Origin of the sequence: Actinospineispora spinosispora DSM 44797, from assembly GCF_000429025.1 — a bacterium.
Lineage (GTDB): Bacteria > Actinomycetota > Actinomycetes > Mycobacteriales > Pseudonocardiaceae > Pseudonocardia > Pseudonocardia spinosispora.
The window spans coordinates 300,871-321,702 of the sequence record NZ_AUBB01000010.1 but is presented as its reverse complement, the minus strand read 5'-3'; the positions used below and the strand labels follow the sequence as shown (position 1 = coordinate 321,702).

Sequence of the window (20,832 nt, the reverse complement as noted above, 5' to 3'; positions counted from 1 at the left end):
GCCGAATCGGCCGGGCGCCCCCAGTTTGTCGGGTCAGCCGGTTTTCGCCTTATAATCGAAAACCATGGGCGATGTTACCAGCAGATGTACGGAAACCGGACATGAAGTGCTCGCCGCGGTGCTCCAAATCCGCGACGAGACGCTTCAGGTGTTGCTCTGGCAACGCGCTCAACAACCGGATCTGGGCCGCTGGGCACTCCCCGGCGGCCAGCTCGGCGCGGACGAGGACGTCCAGAGTTCGGTGCTGCGTCAACTCGCCGACAAGGTCGACCTGCGGGAAGTCGCCCACATCGAGCAGCTCGGTGTGTTCAGCGAACCGCGCCGCGTCCCCGGCGTCCGCCTGGTCGCCACCGGCTTCCTCGGCCTGGTGCCGTGTGACGCGGATCCCGCTGTGCCCCAGGACACCCGCTGGCACCCGGTCTCGGATCTGCCCGACACCGCCTTCGACCACGCGGCGATCGTCCGGGACGCGCGCGACCGGCTGCGGGCCAAGCTGTCCTACACCAACCTCGGGTTCGCCCTCGCCCCGACCGAGTTCACCGTGTCCGCGCTGCGCGACCTCTACGTCAGCGCCCTGGGTCACCCGGTGTCCGCGACGAACCTGCAGCGGGTCCTGGCCAGGCGCGGCGTCCTCGTGGCCACCGGCGAGACCGCGCCACCCGGCCCGTCCGGTGGTCGCCCGGCCGCGTTGTTCCGCTTCGCCGAGCGGCAGCTGCGCGTCACCGACGCCTCCGCCGTTCTGCGTCCGCCGAGCTGACCTGCGTTCCCACCCGGCGATAGGACCACCCGCTCAGTCAGCGACGAGGGCACGAGCGTCGTAACGTATTCGGGTGGCCGAGACCCTCCCGCTGTTCCCGCTGGGCACAGTGCTGATGCCAGGGGCATCACTGCCCCTGCACGTCTTCGAACCGAGGTACCGGCAGCTCACCATGGACCTGGTCACCGGGACGATCCCCGGCAAGGAGTTCGGGGTGATCGCGGTCCGCGAGGGATGGTTGCCCGACCAGCACGGAATCCACGGCCTGCACCGGGTCGGCTGCACCGCCGAGCTACGCGACGTGCGCAAGCTGCCCGACGGCCGGTTCGACATCGTCACCAGGGGCACCCGCCGGTTCCGGTTGCTGGAGCTGGACGCCGACTCGAAGCCCTACCTGCTGGGCACCATCGCATGGCTCCCCGACGTCGCGGAAGAGGGCGTCCCGATCGAGCGCATGGTCGGCCTGGAGGCCGCGGCACGCGCGGCGCATCAGCGCTACTGCCAGACCGCGTGGCAGTCCGAGGAATGGCACGAGCCCGACACCGACGTCACCACCGACACCCTGCCGCACCTGCTGGCCGCCGACTGTCTGCTCCCGATGCGTGACCGGCAGCTGTTGCTGGAACAGACCTGCCCCGCGCAGCGGCTGCGCATGGTGCGCGCGCTGCTCGCCAGGGAGGCGACGCTGCTGTCCGAGCTGCGCGCGGTTCCCGCACCGCTGTCCAGCTACGCCTCCGAGTTCGGCGAGAACTAGCCGGGGCCACTCAGCCCAGACTGATCAACGCGACCCCCACGAGGACGACCGTGGCCGCGAACGCGCGACGGGTGCCCAGCCGCTCCCCCAAGAAGATCGCGCCGATCAGCGCCCCGAACACGATGCTGCTCTCCCGCAGCGCCGCGATGGGCGCCAGCGCACCGCTGGTCTGGGCCCACAGCACGATCGAGTAGGCGGCCAGCGAGATGAACCCGCCGGTCAGCCCCTGCACACCGAGTCGTCGGACGGCCTTGCCCAGGTCCCACCGGCGCCGGAGCACGGCGATGATCGGCAGCGGAACGCCTTCCAGCAGGAACATCCAGCCGGTGTAGCTGACCAGCGGCATCCGTTCCACCGCGACGCCGTCGATCACGGTGTACAGCGCGATCATCAGCCCGGTGGCCACCGCGACCCCCAGCAGCGGCAGCTCCGCCCTGCCCGGTAGCCCGCCGAGCACCACCAGGCTGATCAGTCCGGCGGAGATGATCAGGATGCCGACGAGCTGGGCGGTCTCCAACGCGCGGTGCAGGACCACCAGCGAGAACAGTGCGACCACCCAGACCGCGGTGCCCCGGGCCAGCGGATAGGCCTGGCTGAACTCGCCGAGCTGGTAGCTGGCCAGCAGCAGCAGGTTGTACCCGGTGTGCACCACGGCGGAGGCCACGATGTACGGCCAGGCCGCCGAGGGCGGCAGGCCCCCGATCGCCGCGACCACACCTCCACCGATCGCCGCGGCGGCGCCGATGAGCGCGAACCCGACCAGACGGTCGTCGATCGCGTGGGCCATCGAGTTCCACGTGGCGTGCAGCACAGCGGCGAGCAACACCCCGCCCACCATGAGCGGACCCAGTCTCGGGGCGATCGCCGGGGCGGCGGACAGCAGCAGGGACACCGACATCAATGCAGGCTCCAAGGGTCGGTCCCGCCGGAAGCGGGCACAACGGAAGAGGAGCCCTCAGGGCTTTTGTCCCGTCAGGTGTGGGCGATCCGGCCGGGCCGGGGTCGTCCTGGCGCCGCTCGGTCCAGCCTCCGCACACCCTGATTGTCGATCGTTGTCCGGGCGGGTGGCGGACGGAACCCTAGGCGCAACCACGTGCTGCCCCGACGGTAACACGCGTAATCCGGAGCCCACCGGACACGCTGTGCACATCTACGTGCTGTGTCGCACATGTCCGGGCATGTGCGACGCAGCACGACGGTGTGCGAAGTCGCCAGAGGCACCCCGCTGACCAGTGTGGTCAGCCGGCCGGCACCGCAACGCGCAGTGCGTCGGACAGCCGGGCGATGCTGTCCTCCCCGTGACCGGAGTCGATCACCCGCTGGACCGAGGCGCGGATCGCGGTCAGCGCGGCCGTGTCGATGCCGCGGGCCTCCGAGGCCTCGATGACGTGCTCGACGCCGGCGAGCGTGGAGACCGTGGTGGACTCGTCACCCGGGTACTCGCCGCTGTCGATGTGCGACGCGAACTCGTCGATCATGATGGGGATCAGGTCGCCGATGCCCTTGGCGAACGGCGCGAGCTCGCCCGCCGTGATGTTCTCCGCCCTGGCCAGCGCGTAGGCGTGCATCAAGCCCGACACGCTCGACCAAAACAGGTCGAGCAGGGCCACCTCGTGCGCGGCCGCGCGGCCGGGATCGGCGCCGAGGTAGGTGGCCGACGCGTCGAGCGCGGCCAGGGCCGGCCGATGCCGCCGGAAGAGCTCCTCCGGTCCGCTGTACAGGATCGACGCCGCCTCGTTCCCGATGGAGCTGGTCGGCGTCATGATCGCGCCGGGAAGGTAGTCGATGCCGTGCTCGCCTGCCCAGGCCGCCAGCTCGCGGGCCCGTTCCGGGGTGTCTGCGGTGAGGTTCACCAGGGTTCGGCCGCGCAGTGCGTCGGCGGCCTGTTCGACGATCGACCGCACGGCACCGGCGTCGATCACACAGATGACCGCCAGGTCACCGGCCAGGGCGGCGTCGGCGGCGGTAGGGGCCAGGATCGCGCCGTCGGCCACCAGCCGATCGGCCTTGGACGCGGTGCGGTTCCACACCGTCGTGGGGTGGCCGGCGGCCAGGAACGCCCTGGCCAGCGCCTGCCCCATCGGACCGAGCCCCAGTACCGTCACCGGGGTCCGATTCGCTGCACTCATGTTCTCTCCTCGACTCGGGTTGTTCGTCGAGGAGGATGTTTCCGAGTAACTATCGGGTGATCAAGTACTCACTAATTAGTCAGGTACTTACATTTTTGTCAGTGAGCGTGGAGGTCTGGCGGCCCAGCCGCTCCAGGTAGGCGGCGCGCGCCGGGTGCGCGTTGGCGGCGAAGCCGCGATCGTCGCGGATGAGCCTTCGTGCCGTGCGCTGGACGCCTTCCGGGAGCAGCCGTCCGCCGGTGGCCAGCGCGCCGATCCAGCGAGGCACCGCGATCTCCGCCCGCCGGGTGCGGAGACTGTGCAGCACCGCGCGAGCGACGTCGGCCGGTTCAACCATGCCGACCGGCGGGATGTCGATCCCGGACGCGGCCTCGGTGCCGACCATCGTCGGCAGGATCGCGCTGACACTCACGCCGGTGCGCGCCACCTCGGCGCGCACCGTCTCGGTCAGCCCGACGATCGCGTGCTTGCTCGCGCAGTACACGGCGAGCCCCGGAATGTGCCCGCGCCCCACGACGGAGGCGATGTTCACGACGTGCCCTCTGCCGCGCTCGATCATGCCCGGCACAACCAGCCGCATGCCATTGATCGGGCCCCGGACATTGACGTTCAGAATGGTGTCGGTGAGCGTGTCCGGCTCGTCGAGGAAAGGCGCGATCGGCATGACACCCGCGTTGTTCACCAGTACGTCGATCGGGCCGAACCGTTCGGTCACCGATTTCAGGAATGCCGTGAACGAATCGATCCGGGTGACGTCCAGCTCGAAGGCTGCCGCCCGTTCACCCAGCTCAGCGGCCGCGGCGGAGGCGGCGTCGACATCGAGGTCGCCGATCGCCACCACGGCGCCGTGTCCGATGAACTCCCGCGCCGTCGCCTGACCGATACCGCGCGCCCCGCCGGTGATCGCCACGACCGCGCCACTCGGGTCGATGGACGGATACCGGGGCTGACCGAATAGCCGCACGCAGCGACCCTATTCGCGGGCAACCGTCGCGGACCGTCTGAAACGATCTTTATAAGAGATACTTTCCGGGCCGCCGGCTCAGGTGAGGTCCGACGCACCCCAGTTCGACCAGCCGGCGTCGTCGGGGTCCTCCGCCTCGTCGGGGTCGTCCGGATCGGTGCCGACCTCGTCGAGCACCTCCGAGCCGCCCAGTGGCGGGAACATCGAGGCGCCGAAACCCTCGCGAGCCACGGCGAGGAACTCCGCGGGCGTCAGCTTCCCGGCGCCTTCGGGAAGCCTGCCGAGCAGCGGCGCCCCGGTCACCTCGGGGAGGTCGACGAGGTTGCACTCGGCCGCGAGATCGGGCTGACTCGGCCAGCTTCCGATGACCAGCCCCGCGCAGCGCAGACCCCGCTCGGCGATCACCTCGGTGGTCAGCTCGGTGTGGTTGAGCGTGCCGAGGCCCGCCTGGGTGACCACGAGCAGCGGTGCGCCCAGCTCGTCGGCGACGTCGGCGAACGTGCCGTCGGCGGTCAGCCGGGCGAGCAGACCGCCCGCGCCCTCGACCAGCACCAGGTCGTGGTCCAGCGTCAGCTTCTCGGCCTCGGCCGCGGCCTCCTCCGGCGACACCGGCTCCCGACCGGCCCTGGCCGCCGCGGTCGCGGGTGCCAGCGGGTCCGGGTAGCGCGCCAGCTCTCGCAGGGTCAACCGTTCCGGCGGCCCCAGCTGCGCGCCGACCAACCTGCGTACCTCGTCCAGGTCACCGGGCTCACCCTCGGCGACGCCGGTCTGCACGGGCTTCAGCACCGCGACCCGGCGCCCCTCGGCCAGCGCGAGCGCCGCGAGCGCCGCCGTCACCACGGTCTTACCGACCTCGGTCCCGGTACCGGTGATCATCAACACGCTCATCCGACACCGACCTCCACGACCCGTTGCGCCGACCGGTGCCCGGCGACCCCACCCTCGATCACCTTCGCGTCGCCGGCCAGGCCCTGGCGGTCGGCGACGGCGAGAGCCACGGCGTACTCGGACAGCCGGTCGAGCGGATGGTCACGGTCGCGCATGAGACGGCACACTAGCTGGTGGCGCGTGCGGGCCCGGCGAGCGGCAAGCCGTTCCGATCGCTGGTCAGTGGGATGTGGCGGCCGCCACCATCGCCGTCGTGATCGTTGCGACATCATCGATCGGCGTGATGTACGGCGGCATCGTGTAGATCATGTCGCGGAACGGTCTCAGCCACACCCCGTGCTCGGCCGCGACCCTGGTGACCATCGCCACGTCCACCGGGCGGTCCAGCTGGATCACCCCGATCGCGCCGAGGACCCGCACGTCCCGCACACCGTCCGCGCCCGAGGCGGGCGCCAGGCCCGCGCGCAGTGCCGTCTCGATGCCGGCGACCTCGCAGCGCCAGTCACGGCGCTCCAGCTCGTCGAGCGAGGCCAACGCCACCGCGCACGCGAGCGGGTTGCCCATGAAGGTGGGGCCGTGCATCAGGACACCGGCCTCACCGTCACTGATCCCACGCGCGATCTCCGAGGTGCACAGCGCGGCGGCCAACGACAGGTAGCCGCCGGTGAGCGCCTTGCCGACGCACATGACGTCCGGGCTCACCGAGGCGTGGTCGGCGGCGAACAGCTCGCCGGTGCGGCCGAACCCGGTAGCGATCTCGTCGAAGACCAGCAGTACGTCGTGGGTGAGGCACAGCTCGCGCAGGACGTGCAGGTAGCGGGGGTCGTGGAAGCGCATCCCACCCGCGCCCTGCACGACCGGTTCCACGACGACCGCGGCCAGTTCGTCCGCGTGCCGCTCCACCAGCTCGGCCAGCTCCGCAACGTACGCCGTCTCGAAGGCGGCCGGCGGCGGGCCGGCGAACACCTGCTCGGGCAGGATGTCCCGCCACAGCGTGTGCATGCCGCCCTCGGGGTCGCACACGCTCATCGTCATGAACGTATCGCCGTGGTAGCCACCCCGCCAGGTCATCAGGCGGTGCTTACCCGGGCGTCCCCGTGATCGCCAGTACTGCAGACACATCTTGACCGCGACCTCGACCGACACAGACCCGGAGTCGGCGAGGAACACGTGCCGCAACGGCTCCGGCGTGATCTCCACCAGCCTCCGCGACAGTGCCACCGCCGGCTCGTGGGTGAGACCGCCGAACATGACGTGGCTCATGCGCCCGAGCTGCCCGGTGACCGCGGCGTCCAGCGCCGGGTGCCGGTACCCGTGGATCGCGGCCCACCACGAGGACATCCCGTCGATCAGCTCGGTCCCGGCCGGCAGGCCGTGCGCGGGAGCGGCCAGCCGCAGCCGCACGCCGTTCGCGCCCTCGATCGCCACGGGTGCATCGGTCCCCGGCATCGGCGCGTAGGGATGCCAGACATGTGTGCGGTCGGTGGCCAGAAGATCGTCAGGACCCATCGCCCGACCCTAATCGAGCGGCGCCCCCACCGACGGCGTGAACGGCCGCTCGAGACGCTAAGGCTAGGCTGATCGGTCAAATGACCAGTTCAGCCTCTCAACCGGTGGACGACACGACGCCACCTCCGGTGCTCACCCGGCGTCGGGAGTTGGGCACCGCCAGCGCTCGGTCACTGTTGCTCACCGTGCTGGGCGAGTTCGTGCTGCCGCACGACGAGCCGGTCTGGACCCAGATCCTGCTCGACGTCCTCGGCGATCTCGGCGTCGAGCACAAGTCCGGCCGCCAGGCGCTGGCCCGCACCGCCGCGGAAGGGCTGCTGCAGTCCGACCGCGCGGGCCGTCGGGTCCGCTGGTCGCTGACCGACTCCGGGCGCAGGCTGCTGACCGCGGGCGCCGACCGGATCTACGGGTTCGGCACGTCTCCCGAGTCCTGGGACGGCAACTGGCTGGTACTGCTGGTGAGCGTTCCCGAGTCACGCCGCCAGCTGCGCCACCGGCTGCGCTCACGACTCGCCTGGGCAGGACTCGGCACCCCCGCGCCCGGTGTGTGGCTCTCGCCGCACCCCGGCAAGCAGAGCGAGGTCGCCGAGGTGGTCACCGAGCTGGAACTCGACGAGGTCAGCTCGTCGTTCGTGGGCCGGTTCGGCGCGATCGGCAAGGAACGCGAGCTGGTCGCCCAGGCCTGGCAGCTCGACGACGTGGAAGCCGCGTACGAGGAGTTCATCAACACGTTCAGCGCCCTCGAGCCGAGCGAACCCAAGGACATCCTGCGCGAACAGATCCACCTCGTGCACGCCTGGCGCCGGTTCCCCTTCCTCGACCCGCAGCTACCGACCAACCTGCTGCCGGACACCTGGGCCGGCACGAAGGCCGCCCAACTCTTCCACGAACGCCACGACCGCTGGTCCCCCCACGCAACCCAGTACTGGGCTGGCTTGCTCTAAGGCCTGTTCCGCGCGCCATCGTTCCCGGAAGGCCCTCCGGGCCGACCGGGAACGATCCAGGCGGCTCGCCTAACGGCTCGCTGCCTGGGGTTTTTCCTCGCGGTCCCCCATACCCTTCGGGCATGGGGGACCACTCGGAAAAATGTCGCCTTCGGCGACGCGCGCGCTTGCTACCGCGGCTTGAGAGCCGCCACTCATGCACTACCCGCCTTCGGCGGAACCCCTTCGGGCACCTGTGCGGGGCCACCTCATGCACGGTGCCGCACCACACTCCCGGCGCAAGCTGAGCAGGCAGCAGGCGCGATGCGCAACCCACCACGCACACCCGCGCAGCCAACAAGAAGCCGTGAGTGTTTTGGGCTGCCCTGGCAACCCAAAACACTCACGGCGCCTTGCCACCTGCGCATGTACATGCGTCTTGAAAGTTGGCTCCGCGAGTCTCCGAAGGAGTTCCGGCGAAGGCCGGGCAGTGAATGTCCGCAACCAACGTCGCCGACTCCGTCGGCGGCTCCCCAGTCGGCCACAAGCGCGCGCCTGGGCCGAAGGCCGAAAATCCTAAAGACGGCCCCCGGAGGGGGCCTCTTTAGGATTTTGAGCGCGAAACAGGCCTAGAGAATGTCGAACTCGCCGTCTCGGACGCCCAGGACGAAGGCGTGCCATTCGGCAGCGGTGAACCACAGGACGGGACCGTCGTTGCCCGCTTTGCTGCCGCGCATCGCCCGGCCGCCGTCGGGCAGTTCGGCGATCTCGACCGAGTCGACGTCCTCGTCGTCGGTGCCGGAGCGCACCCAGTCCAGCGTGGCGGGGTCGATGCCGGTCGGGTTGGTATTGACCGGGGTCTCCTCGGTCGCGTCGTTCATGCCTGCAGCTCTCGTTGTCGCGGTGTGGTGGTTCAGCTGAGCCGGTAGACCCGCTCGGCGTTGCCGCCAAGGACAGCGGCCTGTATATCAGGACGCAGCCCGAGATCACCGACAGCCTTGATGTTGACGCCGACCCCGGGGATGCCCGGCCAGTCCGTCCCGAAAATCCACTTCGCCGCGATGCGGTCGAGGTCGAACCGTTCGAAGTAGTGCGGCAGCCTGCGCGGCGGCAGTCCGGCGATGTCGAGCCACAGGTTGGGCCTGGCGAGCGCCATGAATCCGGCGGTTTCGTAGCTCCAGCCCCGGCCACCGTGCGCGAGCACGACGGTCAGGTCGGGGAAGTCGCGGAGCACGTCGTCCATGAGGACCGGGTCGCCGCGTCGTCCGCTCGCTCCGGGGAACGAGCTGGGTCCGGTGTGGGTGATCACCGGGATGCCGCGTTCCTGGCATTCCGCGTACGCGGGATAGAGCTCGCGGTCGTTCGGCGCGAAGTTGCCGTGCACCGGGTGGACCTTGAGTGCCACCGCGCCGAGGTCCAGCTGTCTGCGCAGTTCGGTGACGATCGGGTAGTGCAGGTGCGGGTTGACGTTCGCCACGATGCGGAACCGCTCGGGGTTGTGCCCGACGATCGGCGCCATGTCCTCGATCGCCTGGATTCCGGTGACGCGGGGGCTGTACTCGCAGAACAGCAGCACGCGGTCCACGCCTTCGGCCGCGAAGTACGCGTCGAACCGCTCGGGGTCGACACGGTCGTCGTCGCCGTAGATCGCGGTGACGGTGTCACGGTCGGCCGCGGGCCCGAGCCAGGTGTCCCAGTCGAGCTTGAGCCTGCTCAGCGTCGCCGGATGGACGTGCGCGTCGACGATCATGCCTGCGCCTCGGCCAGTACCGCCTCGGTCAGTACCGAGCGGACCAGGTAGCGCTGCAGTTTCCCGGTCGCGGTCTTGGGCAGCTCGTCCACCAGGACGACCCGTCGCGGGCGTTTGAACGCCGCGAGCCCCGCTCGACAGAACTCCACCAGCTCAGCCTCCCCCACTCTCGTTCCGGCCCGGGTGACCACCGCGGCCAGCGGCTTGTCGAGCCCGTCGGCGTCGGGCAGACCCACGACCGCGACCTCCACGACGTCGGGGTGTTCGAGCAGACGCGCCTCGACCTCGCTCGGACTGACCCAGATGCCACCCGCCTTGATCATGTCATCGGACCGGCCGAGGTACGAGTAGGTCCCGTCGGCGTTGCGCACATAGGTGTCCCCGGTGCGCAGCCATTCACCCTGGAAGGCTCGTCTGCTGATGTCCGCGCGGCACCAGTAGCCGGTGGCGATCGACTCCCCCTTGATGTACAGACCGCCGGGGCGCTCCGCGTCGGTGATGACGCCGCCGTCGGTCTCGTCGCGGATCTCCACGGCGTACCCGGGCACCGGCGTGCCGGAGCTGCCCGGGCGGATGGCTCCCGGGGAGTTGGACAGGAAGATGTGCAGCGCCTCCGTCGATCCGATTCCGTCGAGGATCTCGAACCCGAAGCGGTCGCGGATCCGGGTGAACAGGGTGGCGGGCAGCGGCTCACCCGCGGAGATCCCCTGCCGGACGTCCGCGAAGGGCTCGTCCGGGATCGGGGCGTTGAGCATCGCCGAGTAGAAGGTGGGCACCCCGAAGAACAGCGTGGGCCGGTGCCTGGCCACGACGCCGGCGATCAGTTCGGGTGTCGGGCGCGCGGATTCGAGGATCGTGGTCGCGCCCACCGAGAACGGGAAGAACATCGAGTTGCCGATGCCGTACGCGAAGAACAGCTTCGCCACGGAGAAACAGCGGTCGTCACGTCGGATGCCGAGGACCTGGCGCCCGTAGGTCTCGCAGACGAACCTGATGTCGGTGTGTCTGTGCATGGCGGCCTTGGGACTGCCGGTGGTGCCGGAGGTGTAGAGCCACAGCGCGGGTGAGTCGGCCCAGCTCGCGTAGGGCGGCACGCTTGCGCCCCCGGCCATGAGGTCGGTCCAGTTCGATGCGGGCAGGGCGAAACCGGTCGCCTCGGTTCCGATGGTGAGCACCCTGGTCAGCTCCGGACCGGCCGCGCCCCCGGCCGCGACCAGGGCCGAGACCGCCGTGCGCGCCGTCTCCACGAAGTCGGTCGAGGTGACGAGGACCCTGGCCCGGGAGTCGGCGAGCAACGAACAGAGGTCGTCCGAAGTGAGCATGGTGGAGACCGGCACGGCCACCGCGCCCAGGTGCATGGCGCCGAGAATGCCCTCGGCCAGCTCCGGGGTGTCTCCGGCGAAGAACATCACCCGTTCTTCCGGCCGGACCCCGATCGCGGCCAGACCGGCCGCCGCCGTCCCGACCCTGGCGGAGAGTTCGGCGTAGCTGATCGCGGGGCCGGCGTGCTCGACGGCGACCCGATCACCGTCGCCGTCGGCGACCCGGCGGTGGACCAGGTAATCGGCTGCGTTGAACAGCTCTGGCGGGCTGGCGGGCATCGTTGCCTCCCTGCACGGCTAGCGCGACTGTCTACAGACGCATGGCCGACAGAGAGTATCGAAGTAGAACGTCGTCGGCGTCATCGTCACCGTTTCGTGACATTTTCGACTACTGTGGGTAGCCGTTTCGCCAGGGGTCTTCCACTGTCAGAGGGGATGGACAGTCACCGTAAGCTAACCCTTCAGCAGAACCCAGCGGCGAGGGGATGAATCGTGTTGATGTCGGTGCGATGGCTGATCGCTACCGCCCTTGTCGTGCTCGTCTTCGGTGTCGTGTGGGCCGTCAGCGCGGAGATGTACGACCTGAGCAAGTCCACCTCGCTGGAGATCGCGGCCGTGACCGCGGCGGCGATCGGGCTGCCGTTGTCCTGGTGGTCGTTCCGGGGCCAGCTGCTCGACGAACCGCCCGAGGTCGCCTGGGTGACCTGGCGCCGCATGCCGAGCGCCCCCGCGCTGAACCTGCCCCGTCCGAAGGACGAGGCACGCCTGGAGAGTGCGTTCCAGCCCGGGCCGCGCACCCAGGTCGTCGTGCTCACCGGGCCGTCCGGCGCGGGAAAGACGCAGCTCGCGGCCGGGTACGCCCGAGCGCGGATCGCCGAGGGCTGGCCGCTCGTCGCCTGGATCAACTCCGGGAGCCACGAGGAGATGGTCGCCGGCCTGCTGGAGTTCGCGGACGCGCTGAGCCTGCGGGTCCCGGAGGAGGGCACCCCTCGCGCGCTGGAGCGGCTGCGGCGTCACCCTCCGACCGGCACGCAGCCCTCGCTGATCATCTTCGACGGGGTGAGCGACCTCGAGTCCATCCGTCCGTACTTGCCCGCGATCCCCGGCTGGCGGGTCATTGTGACCAGTGGTGCGCAGGAGGCTTCGCACCTCGGTGTCGAGGTCGCGCTCGACCTGCCCGCGACCACCGAGCTCACCGCACAGACCGGTCTGCCCGAGTCGACCTGCCGCAAGCTCGGCCGGTTGCCCTCCGCCCTCGACCTTGCGGTCGCTACTGTGCGTGAGCAGGCCTCCGGCTCCGAGCCGTACCTGGACCGGTTGCGCACCGTCGCCGCCGGGCAGCTGCTCGGCGACGGACAGGACGGCTCCCGGTACGAGGAGCGCTACCCCGCCGGTTCGGCCGAGGCCGTGCTCGTCGCCCTGCAGGACAGCGGGTTCGAGACCGACAAGGAGGTCAGGGGCCTGCTGGGTCTCCTGGCCGTGCTCTCCCCCAGCGGCGCCTCCCGAGGGCTGCTCTACCAGTCGGCGGACCGCGTCGAGGACACCGTCGCGCGCCTCGCCCGCTGGTCGCTAGTCTCCTCGCGGATGGACACCGACGGCGTTCTGCTGCACGAGCTGGTCCGCAGAGCCGTCGACGACCGGCTCCGCACCGACGGCGGCCTGCCCCAGGCCATCGCGGACGCCGCCGAGCTGCTCGACCGGTCGACCTTCGGCGAGGAGCAGGCCTGGGACCGCCGGGCCGAGGGCGACCAGCTCGTCGCGCACATCGCCGCCCTGTCCACCAGCGCGGGCTCCGTGACCGCCTCCTTGCCGCCGGAGACCGTCGAGCGGGTTCTGGGCCTGCGCCAGTGGGCCACCCGTCAGCTCAGCGCGGTGGGTGACGGCAACCGCGCCGTCGAGCTCGCCGAGAGCATCCGCCACGAATGCGAGACGCTGCTCGGGCCGGAGCACCCGGACACCCTGGCCGCCTCGGACAACCTGGTGATCGCCTACGTGGCCGCCCGGCGCTCCGCGGAGGGCATCCCGCTCGCCGAGGACGTACTGGCCACCCGTGAGCGGGTGCTTGGCGACGACCACCAAGACACCCTGGCCTCGCACTACACGCTCGCCTACGCGCACGAGTACGCCGGACATCTCGACGATGCGGTGCGGCTCTACGACAAGACGTACGTGGAGTACGCGAGGGTCTATGGCCCGGACAACCCCCAGACGGCCACGGTGGGCGCCGCGCTGGCCCGGGTACGGGCGATCGCTCCCGCGAGAGCAGCGGGCCGCCACCGAACCGGCTCGGCCCCGCAACGCCCGCCTCGGGAATAGCCCGACCCTCTCCAGACACGACTGAGGCGGTAAGGACCATGTCCTTACCGCCTCAGTCGTGTGTCGTCCGGTCCTAGCCCAGGCAGCCCGGGCCCAGAAGCGCCTTCAGATCACCCATGAGGGCCGAGCTGGGCGTGACCTTGAAACCGTCGTCCAGGCGCAGCACGGTCGCCTTGGTGCCGTTGAGCAGCTTCAGGTGCACCTCGTGGCTGCCGGCGTGGTTCACCAGCACGTCCTTGAGCTTGGACACCCGCTGCGGAGTGCAGTGATCGGCCCGCAGGCTCACCTGGAACGGCGCGGCCGGTCCGCCGTTCGCCGCGGACAGATCCGGCACGGCGAGGTCGTTGGCGATCAGCGACACCCGGTCGTCCCGGCGGCTGACCCTGCCCTTGACCAGCACGATCGCGTCCTCGGCGATGTCCATTCCGACCACCATGTAGGCGCGGGGGAAGAACAGCACCTCCAGCCCACCGGCCAGGTCCTCCAGCTGGACCGCCGCCCACGGTTCGCCGTTCTTGTTGACCCTTCGGGTGACCGACGCGAGGATGCCGCCGATCGTCACCTGCGCGCCGTCCTGGACCGTGCCTTCCAGGATCGACTGGATCGGGGTGTCGGTCTTCGCGGCCAGCAGCTGCTCCACACCGTGCAACGGGTGCCCGGACACGTACAGCCCGAGCATCTCCCGCTCGACCGCGAGCTGGTGCTTGCTGTCCCATTCCTCTTTCGGCACCGGGATGTCGAACACTCCACCCAGATCGGGTGCGTCCTCCCCGCCGAACAGGTCGAACTGCCCCATCGACGCGGCCTTCTTGGTACTCATCACCGAGTCGATCGCGTCGGCGTGGATCAGCAGCAGACCCTTGCGCGGATGGCCCAGTGAATCGAAGGCACCGGCCTTGATGAGCGATTCAATGACCTTCTTGTTGCAGACGACCGCGTCGACCTTGCGCAGGAAGTCGGAGAAGTCGACGAAGTCGCCCTGGTCCTTGCGTGCCGCGACGATCGCGTCGACGACGTTGAACCCGACGTTGCGGATCGCGCCGAGCCCGAACCGGATGTCGCTGCCGACCGGGGCGAAGTTGCGCACCGACTCGTTGACGTCGGGCGGCAGGACCGTGATGCCCATGCGGCGACATTCGGCGAGGTAGACGGCCGCCTTGTCCTTGTCGTCCCGGACGCTGGTGAGCACGGCGGCCATGTACTCGGCCGGGTAGTTGGCCTTGAGGTACGCCGTCCAGTACGAGACGACGCCGTAGGCGGCCGAGTGGGCGCGGTTGAACGCGTAGTCGGAGAACGGGAGCAGGATGTCCCAGAGCGTCTTGACGGCCTTCTCGGAGTAGCCGTTGTCCTTCATGCCCTGGGCGAAGCCGGCGTACTCCTTGTCCAGGATCTCCTTCTTCTTCTTACCCATTGCGCGACGCAGCAGGTCTGCTTTGCCGAGCGTGTAGCCGGCCAGCTTCTGCGCGATCGCCATGACCTGTTCCTGGTAGACGATCAGGCCGTACGTCTCACCCAGGATGTCCTTGAGCGGCTCGGCCAGCTCAGGGTGGATCGGGGTGACCTCTTGCCGCTGGTTCTTGCGGTCGGCGTAGTCGTTGTGCGCGTTCGCACCCATCGGACCCGGCCGGTACAGCGCGCCGACGGCCGAGATGTCGTCGAACTCGGTGGGCGCCATGCGACGCAGCAGGTCGCGCATCGGCCCGCCGTCCAGCTGGAACACCCCGAGCGTCTCTCCCTTGGAGAGCAGCTCGTAGGTCTTCGGGTCGTCCAGCTCCAGGCTCTCGATCTCCAGCGGCGGCTTGCCGTTGAGCTCGATGTTCTCCAGCGCGTCGTCGATGATCGTCAGGTTGCGCAGGCCGAGGAAGTCCATCTTCAGCAGCCCGAGCGTCTCGCAGGCGCCCATGTCGAACTGCGTGATGATGGCGCCGTCGGACTCGCGGCGCTGGATCGGGATGACGTCGAGCAGCGGTGTCGAGGACATGATCACACCGGCCGCGTGGACACCCCACTGGCGCTTGAGCCCCTCGAGGCCCCGGCCGGTGTCGATGATCTCCTTGACCTGCGGGTCCGTTTCGTACAGCGCCCGGACCTCGGTGGCTTCGGAGTACCGCTTGTGCGACGGGTCGAACACCCCGGACAGCGGGATGTCCTTGCCCATCACGGCGGGCGGCATCGCCTTGGTGATCCGGTCCGCGACGGAGTAGCCGGGCTGGCCGAACAGCACCCGCGCCGAGTCCTTGATCGCGGCCTTCGCCTTGATCGTGGAGTACGTGATGATCTGCGCGATCCGGTCCTCGCCGTACTTCTCCGTCGTGTAGCGGATCATCTCGCCGCGCCGACGCTCGTCGAAGTCCATGTCGATGTCGGGCATCGAGATGCGCTCGGGGTTGAGGAACCGCTCGAAGATCAGCTTGTGCTTGATCGGGTCCAGGTCGGTGATGCCCAGCACGTAGGCGACCAGCGACCCGGCAGCGGAACCTCGGCCCGGGCCGCAGCGGATGCCGACCTTCTTCGCGTGCTGGATGAGGTCGGCGGTCACCAGGAAGTAGCCGGGGAAGCCCATCTGCATGATGACGCCGAGCTCGTACTCGGCCTGCTTGCGGTACTGGTCGGTGACGCCGTTCGGGAACCGCATGTGCAGCCCCCGCTCGACCTCCTTGATCAGCCAGGACTCCTCGGTCTCCCCCTCGGGGACCGGCGCCTTGGGCTGCAGGTCACGACCTTCGGTGAACTCGACGTTGACCCGCTCGGCGATCAGCAGGGTGTTGTCGCACGCCTCGGGGAACTGCGGGTCCCACTGCGCGCGCATCTCCTGCGGGGACTTGAGGTAGAAGTCCTGCGCGTCGAACTTGAACCGGTTCGGGTCGGCCAGGGTCTTACCGGTCTGGACGCACAGCAGCACCTCGTGCGGCTTCGCGTCCTGCGAGTAGGTGTAGTGCAGGTCGTTGGTGGCCAGGCCGGGGAGGTCGAGCTTCTTCTTCAGCTCGAAGAGGTCCTTCTGGACCCGCTTCTCGATCTCGATGCCGTGGTCCATCAGCTCGCAGAAGAAGTTGTCCTTGCCGAAGATGTCCCGGTAGTCGCTCGCCGCCTGGCACGCGCCGTCGAAGTCGTCCTGCTGCAGCAGCCGCGCGACCTCACCCGACGGGCAGCCGGTGGTGGCGATGATCCCCTTGCCGTAGGTCTCCAGCAGCTCGCGGTCCATACGGGGCTTGTAGTAATAGCCTTCGAGGGAGGCCAGGCTGGAGAGCCGGAAGAGGTTGTGCATCCCCTCGGTGTTCTCCGCCAGCAACGTCATGTGGGTGTACATGAGGTCGGGGTTGTCCGAGTTCGGCCCGGACTTGCCCAGCGCGGTCCGCTTGCGCTCGTGCCGGGAACCCGGCGCCAGGTACCCCTCCATGCCGATGATCGGCTTGACGCCGCTGGCCTTGGCCTTGCGCCAGAACTCGTAGGCCCCGTACACGTTGCCGTGGTCGGTCATGGCCAGAGCCGGCATGCCCATCCGGGAGGCTTCCTTGAACAGGTCGTCCAGGCGCGCCGCCCCGTCGAGCATCGAGAACTCGGTGTGGGTGTGCAGATGGACGAAGCTGTCGACCCCCGAAGACGGCATGAAGAAGGCTCCTTCCCCCGCGAGGATCGCGTCACGAGACCGCACACTCGCCGTTTGTGGATCACCGGCCAGATCACCGGAACCACCCCAATCTAATCCCGGGCACCGACAGTCCGAAGCAGCGGGCGGCGACCTTCGCGAACCCCCTGCTCAGCCCCTTCCGGCGTGTCGCGCTCGCGAAGATCACCACGATCGTGGTACTGGGAAATCATCTCCGGAGTACGCCGGAGGTACGTGCGGGACGCTACCGAGGAGTGACGCGTCCACCCGGCGCCGTCGCTAGGGTCCTTGAGTTGTGAACCGCCTACTGGTGTCGGCCGCGCGGCCGGTCGGCGCCGTGCTGTGGCCGAGCCGCAACCGACCTGACCGCTACTGGACCGGCCCCGCTCAGGGCAGGTGGCGGGTACGGCTCTGGCGTGCGCTGCCCTGGCTCACCGGTCTCTACGGCCTGATCACCATCGGCGCCGCGTCCGGCGCGGTCATCAACGACCAGCATCGGATGGTGGGCGGGGTCGCCTTCCTGCTCCTTCTGCCGTTCGTCGGCGGGTCGGCGCTCTGCACCCGGCGGCCGCTGGACGCGTGGCGAGCGGTCACCCTGTGGGTGTTGGTCGTGCCGTACCTGATCGCGGCGCCCGTCGCGCCGGTCCCGCTGCTCGAACCATGGGAGTGGTGCATCTGGGTACCGGTGCTGCTGTGTGCGGGCGCGGGGCGGTCGGGGCGCGACGCGGTCGGTCTCGGGCTGGTGGGGACGGCCGTACTGATCCTGCTGGCCACGATCGGCCCGTGGCCGGTGGAACTGGGCTACCTCCCGCTCTCGGTGGGCGGCATGATCGTGCCGTTGGTCGTCGGGGCCAGCATCGGAGCCAGGCTGGGCAGCGAACGGGCGCTGGCCGCGGAGCAGGCCAGGGCAGCCGAGGCGCAGGCCGAGCAGGGAGCGCTCGCCGAACGGGCCCGCATCGCGCGGGAGATGCACGACGTGGTCGCGCACCACATGTCGATGATCGCGGTGCGGTGTGAGACCGCGCCCTACCGGTTGCCCGTGTTGAACACGGAGGGCAGGACCGAGATCGCGGAGATCGGAACCGCCGCGAGAGCCGCGATGAGCGAGATGCAGGCGCTGCTGGGTGTGTTGCGCGACTCGGACACCGTCGAGGTCACCCCACAACCTTCGCTTGATCAACTTCCGGCCTTGTTGTCCCAGGCCAGGGACGCGGGACTGCAGGTGGATACGGACCTCGACCCCGGACTCGATACGGTGACGGAGCGGATGCCGGCCGCGGTGGGGCTCTCGCTCTACCGCATCGCGCAGGAGGCGCTGACCAACTCGCGGCGGCACGCACCGGGCGCGGCGGTGTCGCTGCGTCTGCGGCGCCACGCTGATTCGGTGGAGCTGGTGGTGCGTTCCGCACCGGGCCGGACACCGGCGGTCGCACGGCCGCCGGGCACTGTCGGCGCTGCCCACCCAGGTGGGCACGGGTTGGTCGGGATGCGCGAACGAGCCGCGCTCCACGGCGGCGACCTGAGCGCCGGACCGGACTCGGACGGCGGGTTCACCGTACGCGTGGTGCTACCCGCGGGTGAACCGTCGCCGACGAGAGGGAACATGTGATCAGGGTGCTGCTGGCCGACGACCAGGCGATGGTGCGGGAGGGTTTCTCCGCGCTGCTCGGGGCGCAACCCGACATCGAGGTGGTCGGCGCGGCATCCGACGGTCGTGAGGCGGTGGCGCTGGTCCGCTCGCTGCGCAGGGCCGGGACCGGGCCCGACGTGGTGCTGATGGACATCCGCATGCCCGAGATGGACGGTCTCACCGCCACCAGGATGATCCTGGCGGACACCGACGCGGCTCCGCTGCCCCGGCTGCTGGTGCTGACCACGTTCGACCTCGACGAGTACGTCTACGCCGCGCTGCGCTCCGGTGCCAGCGGGTTCCTGCTGAAGCACGCTCCGGCCAGTGAGCTGCTGGACGCCGTCCGGGTGGTCGCCGCCGGCGACGCGCTGCTCGCGCCGTCCATCACCCGGCGGCTCATCGAGGACTTCGTACGTGCGCAGCCCGCCGAGCGCCCCGGCTGGACGAGGCCGGACGCGTTGAGCGCACTCACCCCCCGCGAGACCGAGGTGCTCGGGCTCGTCGCCAAGGGCATGTCGAACGCCGAGATCGCCGCCGAGTTCGTACTGTCCGAACAGACGGTCAAGACCCACGTCAGCAGGGTGCTGACCAAGTTGGGGCTACGTGACCGAGCACAAGCGGTGATCGTTGCGTACGAGTCCGGCCTGGTCGCGCCGGGCGTCTGAGGCCCGTGCGCTACCGGGGTAGCACCTGAGACTCGCTACTCCGGAGCGACGATTCCGCCTCGGTCGTCTTCCTAGCGTCAGCGATCATGAGACTCCTCGCCCTGCTGAGCGCGCTGCTGGTCAGCGCCTTCGTCGTTCCGTCCGCCGCGACCCCGGCCGCGTCGGCCTCGGTGCCCATCCGGCCTCGGTGGGCCAGCCAACGCATTCTCGAACTGGACCGGACCGGCTCCGGCGAGGTCGTCGTCGCGCTGGGTGACCCGGGGACCGCACACCATGTGGCCGTCATCGTTCCCGGTGTCGGCATCAACCTGACCACGTTCGACGACCCGGAGAACCCTGCTCGACGCCCGTACGGGATGGCGCTGAGCCTGAGCCACGTCGCCCCGGACACCGCGGTGATCGCCTGGCTCGGGTACCGGCCGCCGGAGGGGGTCGGCCTCGCCGCCGCGACCGGCGCCCGTGCCCGCGAGGGTGCGACCGCGTTGCGCCGGTTCATGGGGCAGGTTCGCCGGCAGGCACGGCCGGACGCGAACATCGCGCTGGTGTGCCACAGCTACGGCACGGTCGCGTGCGGCGACGCCGCGCCAGGGCTGCCGGTGGACGATCTGATGCTGCTGGGAAGTCCCGGGGCTCGGGTGCCCTCCGCCGCCGCGCTGCGCATCCCCGGACAGGTCTGGGCGGCGACAGCGGCCACCGACTGGATCAGGTGGGTCCCCCACGTGCGGATCGGCGACCTCGGCCACGGTCCCGATCCCAGCGCACGTGCCTTCGGCGCTCGCGCGTTGCCCACCACCGGGGTGAGCGGCCACGACGGCTACTTCGCCGGGAACAGCAGCACCCTGACCGCGATCGCCGCCGTCATCACCCGGCGAGTCGGGAACCTCAGCACACCGAGTCCGGTGTCTCGGCACACCTGACCTCCGGGACCGGGCCGTCGTCGGGAACCGGAGCCGCGACGGTGGTCTGCTCGGGCAGCAGCGGAGCCAGCGCCACACCGGTGGTCGGGGTGCCGGACGGCGCGGCGTCGACCGCGCGCACGCCGGGGCGGGTACTCAGCGCGGTCAGCGCGGCGCGGTCACCGAGCACCAGCACGGCGAGCACGCACCGACACGAGGTACCCAGCTGACCCGCCTCGTACCTGGCCACGGCCGCGGCTCTGCCGGTCGCGCGCAACGCTTCCCGTTGCGCTGTCCGTTGCGCGGTCTCCTGGGCGATGTCGAGGCGCCGCCCGGTCACCGAGCCGGGGTCCGGTTCGGTGACCGGCTGCAGCGGAACGAAGCGCAGCGCCGTCTGCACCCTGTTCAGCGGCACCCGGAAGACGGCGGTGGCGGGTACGACACCGTCCAGCGCGATGACCGTGTCCGGCACGCTCAGCTCGTGGGTGAACTGCACGAGCGCGGGTACCGGCGCGCCGGTCGGCAGCCGCGCCGGCAACCCGGCCAGGTACGCGTCGATCGACTCACCCGGGTCCGGCCCGAGCCTGACCGCGTCGAGGGACCGGGGCACCGCGCGCTCGGCACCGCCGGGCCGCTGGCCGGCGACCCAGGCGACGCCGAGGAGCACGACCGCGATGCACAGCAGAGCCAGCGCGGCCTGTTTGGCGGTCATGCCGACGCGG

The 20,832-nt window shown here is 69.9% G+C and carries 18 protein-coding genes; 7 read left to right on the top strand and 11 right to left on the bottom strand.

The window, feature by feature from the left end:
• Window positions 1-64: 64 nt before the first annotated feature.
• Both G406_RS0105330 and G406_RS0105325 read left to right on the top strand, forming a co-directional pair.
• Window positions 65-757 carry an NUDIX hydrolase gene (locus G406_RS0105330; RefSeq protein WP_051341670.1) on the top strand — a complete coding sequence of 231 codons (693 nt, stop codon included), beginning with the start codon at window positions 65-67 and terminating at the stop codon, window positions 755-757.
• A gap of 73 nt (window positions 758-830) precedes the next feature.
• The gene (locus G406_RS0105325) at window positions 831-1,511 is read left to right on the top strand and encodes an LON peptidase substrate-binding domain-containing protein (protein WP_028933025.1); all 681 of its coding nucleotides are present in this window, start codon (window positions 831-833) and stop codon (window positions 1,509-1,511) included.
• Between the two features lie 10 nt (window positions 1,512-1,521).
• On the opposite strand, the gene G406_RS0105320 is transcribed toward G406_RS0105325, so the two are convergent.
• The 6 genes from G406_RS0105320 to G406_RS0105295 form a co-directional block, all read right to left on the bottom strand.
• Window positions 1,522-2,409, bottom strand: a complete 888-nt coding sequence (locus tag G406_RS0105320; RefSeq protein WP_211241035.1) for a DMT family transporter — start codon at window positions 2,407-2,409, stop codon at window positions 1,522-1,524.
• 340 nt (window positions 2,410-2,749) lie between these two features.
• Window positions 2,750-3,640, bottom strand: coding sequence for an NAD(P)-dependent oxidoreductase (locus G406_RS0105315; protein ID WP_028933023.1), 891 nt, complete (start codon window positions 3,638-3,640; stop codon window positions 2,750-2,752).
• Between the two features lie 79 nt (window positions 3,641-3,719).
• A complete protein-coding gene (locus G406_RS0105310) occupies window positions 3,720-4,604 on the bottom strand; it encodes an SDR family oxidoreductase (protein WP_028933022.1) in 885 nt (294 codons plus the stop codon).
• Between the two features lie 78 nt (window positions 4,605-4,682).
• Complete coding sequence (gene bioD, locus G406_RS44760; protein WP_064742846.1) at window positions 4,683-5,492, bottom strand: dethiobiotin synthase; 810 nt, start codon at window positions 5,490-5,492, stop codon at window positions 4,683-4,685.
• Window positions 5,489-5,647: a hypothetical protein gene (locus G406_RS56500; RefSeq protein ID WP_156934686.1), complete on the bottom strand. Its 159-nt coding sequence runs from the start codon at window positions 5,645-5,647 to the stop codon at window positions 5,489-5,491. Before G406_RS56500 ends, bioD begins: the two co-directional genes overlap by 4 nt.
• Before the next feature lie 64 nt (window positions 5,648-5,711).
• Entirely contained in the window at window positions 5,712-7,001 is a 1,290-nt protein-coding gene (locus G406_RS0105295; RefSeq protein ID WP_028933021.1) for an adenosylmethionine--8-amino-7-oxononanoate transaminase, read from the bottom strand.
• A gap of 80 nt (window positions 7,002-7,081) precedes the next feature.
• Between G406_RS0105295 and G406_RS0105290 the strand changes: the two genes are divergently transcribed.
• Window positions 7,082-7,945, top strand: coding sequence for a PaaX family transcriptional regulator (locus G406_RS0105290; protein WP_028933020.1), 864 nt, complete (start codon window positions 7,082-7,084; stop codon window positions 7,943-7,945).
• A gap of 608 nt (window positions 7,946-8,553) precedes the next feature.
• On the opposite strand, the gene G406_RS0105285 is transcribed toward G406_RS0105290, so the two are convergent.
• Genes G406_RS0105285 through G406_RS0105275 form a run of 3 tightly spaced genes read right to left on the bottom strand, consistent with a single transcriptional unit; the run spans window position 8,554 to window position 11,275 of the window.
• The gene (locus G406_RS0105285; protein ID WP_051341669.1) at window positions 8,554-8,805 is read right to left on the bottom strand and encodes a DUF397 domain-containing protein; all 252 of its coding nucleotides are present in this window, start codon (window positions 8,803-8,805) and stop codon (window positions 8,554-8,556) included.
• A 32-nt stretch (window positions 8,806-8,837) separates the two neighbouring features.
• A complete protein-coding gene (locus G406_RS0105280; RefSeq protein ID WP_028933018.1) occupies window positions 8,838-9,674 on the bottom strand; it encodes an amidohydrolase family protein in 837 nt (278 codons plus the stop codon).
• Window positions 9,671-11,275 carry a benzoate-CoA ligase family protein gene (locus G406_RS0105275; RefSeq protein ID WP_028933017.1) on the bottom strand — a complete coding sequence of 535 codons (1,605 nt, stop codon included), beginning with the start codon at window positions 11,273-11,275 and terminating at the stop codon, window positions 9,671-9,673. Before G406_RS0105275 ends, G406_RS0105280 begins: the two co-directional genes overlap by 4 nt.
• A 219-nt stretch (window positions 11,276-11,494) precedes the next feature.
• On the opposite strand from G406_RS0105275, the gene G406_RS0105270 reads away from it, so the two are divergent.
• Window positions 11,495-13,312 (top strand): tetratricopeptide repeat protein, encoded by a 1,818-nt coding sequence (locus tag G406_RS0105270; protein ID WP_028933016.1) that lies wholly within the window; start codon window positions 11,495-11,497, stop codon window positions 13,310-13,312.
• A gap of 73 nt (window positions 13,313-13,385) precedes the next feature.
• Here G406_RS0105270 and dnaE read toward each other — a convergent pair whose 3' ends face one another.
• Window positions 13,386-16,919, bottom strand: coding sequence for a DNA polymerase III subunit alpha (gene dnaE, locus G406_RS0105265; protein ID WP_028933015.1), 3,534 nt, complete (start codon window positions 16,917-16,919; stop codon window positions 13,386-13,388).
• Between the two features lie 295 nt (window positions 16,920-17,214).
• Between dnaE and G406_RS53675 the strand changes: the two genes are divergently transcribed.
• From G406_RS53675 to G406_RS44750, 3 genes are all read left to right on the top strand, one after another.
• Complete coding sequence (locus G406_RS53675) at window positions 17,215-18,528, top strand: sensor histidine kinase (protein WP_051341668.1); 1,314 nt, start codon at window positions 17,215-17,217, stop codon at window positions 18,526-18,528.
• On the top strand, window positions 18,525-19,214 hold the full coding sequence (locus G406_RS0105255; protein WP_028933014.1) for a response regulator: 690 nt from the start codon (window positions 18,525-18,527) through the stop codon (window positions 19,212-19,214). The genes G406_RS53675 and G406_RS0105255 overlap by 4 nt, the downstream gene beginning before the upstream one ends.
• An 86-nt stretch (window positions 19,215-19,300) precedes the next feature.
• Window positions 19,301-20,131 (top strand): alpha/beta hydrolase, encoded by an 831-nt coding sequence (locus G406_RS44750; RefSeq protein ID WP_051341667.1) that lies wholly within the window; start codon window positions 19,301-19,303, stop codon window positions 20,129-20,131.
• Here G406_RS44750 and G406_RS53670 read toward each other — a convergent pair.
• Window positions 20,097-20,822 (bottom strand): hypothetical protein, encoded by a 726-nt coding sequence (locus G406_RS53670; RefSeq protein WP_051341666.1) that lies wholly within the window; start codon window positions 20,820-20,822, stop codon window positions 20,097-20,099. The genes G406_RS44750 and G406_RS53670 overlap by 35 nt on opposite strands.
• Window positions 20,823-20,832: the final 10 nt, after the last annotated feature.

Bases quoted from the DNA above. Each gene is read 5' to 3' on its own strand.
- G406_RS0105285 (WP_051341669.1), bottom strand. From the start codon at position 8,805: ATGAACGACGCGACCGAGGAGACCCCGGTCAATACCAACCCGACCGGC.
- bioD (WP_064742846.1), bottom strand. From the start codon at position 5,492: ATGAGCGTGTTGATGATCACCGGTACCGGGACCGAGGTCGGTAAGACC.
- G406_RS0105320 (WP_211241035.1), bottom strand. From the start codon at position 2,409: ATGTCGGTGTCCCTGCTGCTGTCCGCCGCCCCGGCGATCGCCCCGAGA.
- G406_RS0105290 (WP_028933020.1), top strand. From the start codon at position 7,082: ATGACCAGTTCAGCCTCTCAACCGGTGGACGACACGACGCCACCTCCG.
- G406_RS56500 (WP_156934686.1), bottom strand. From the start codon at position 5,647: ATGCGCGACCGTGACCATCCGCTCGACCGGCTGTCCGAGTACGCCGTG.
- G406_RS0105270 (WP_028933016.1), top strand. From the start codon at position 11,495: ATGTCGGTGCGATGGCTGATCGCTACCGCCCTTGTCGTGCTCGTCTTC.
- G406_RS0105275 (WP_028933017.1), bottom strand. From the start codon at position 11,275: ATGCCCGCCAGCCCGCCAGAGCTGTTCAACGCAGCCGATTACCTGGTC.
- dnaE (WP_028933015.1), bottom strand. From the start codon at position 16,919: ATGCCGTCTTCGGGGGTCGACAGCTTCGTCCATCTGCACACCCACACC.
- G406_RS0105330 (WP_051341670.1), top strand. From the start codon at position 65: ATGGGCGATGTTACCAGCAGATGTACGGAAACCGGACATGAAGTGCTC.
- G406_RS53670 (WP_051341666.1), bottom strand. From the start codon at position 20,822: ATGACCGCCAAACAGGCCGCGCTGGCTCTGCTGTGCATCGCGGTCGTG.
- G406_RS0105295 (WP_028933021.1), bottom strand. From the start codon at position 7,001: ATGGGTCCTGACGATCTTCTGGCCACCGACCGCACACATGTCTGGCAT.
- G406_RS44750 (WP_051341667.1), top strand. From the start codon at position 19,301: ATGAGACTCCTCGCCCTGCTGAGCGCGCTGCTGGTCAGCGCCTTCGTC.
- G406_RS0105280 (WP_028933018.1), bottom strand. From the start codon at position 9,674: ATGATCGTCGACGCGCACGTCCATCCGGCGACGCTGAGCAGGCTCAAG.
- G406_RS0105315 (WP_028933023.1), bottom strand. From the start codon at position 3,640: ATGAGTGCAGCGAATCGGACCCCGGTGACGGTACTGGGGCTCGGTCCG.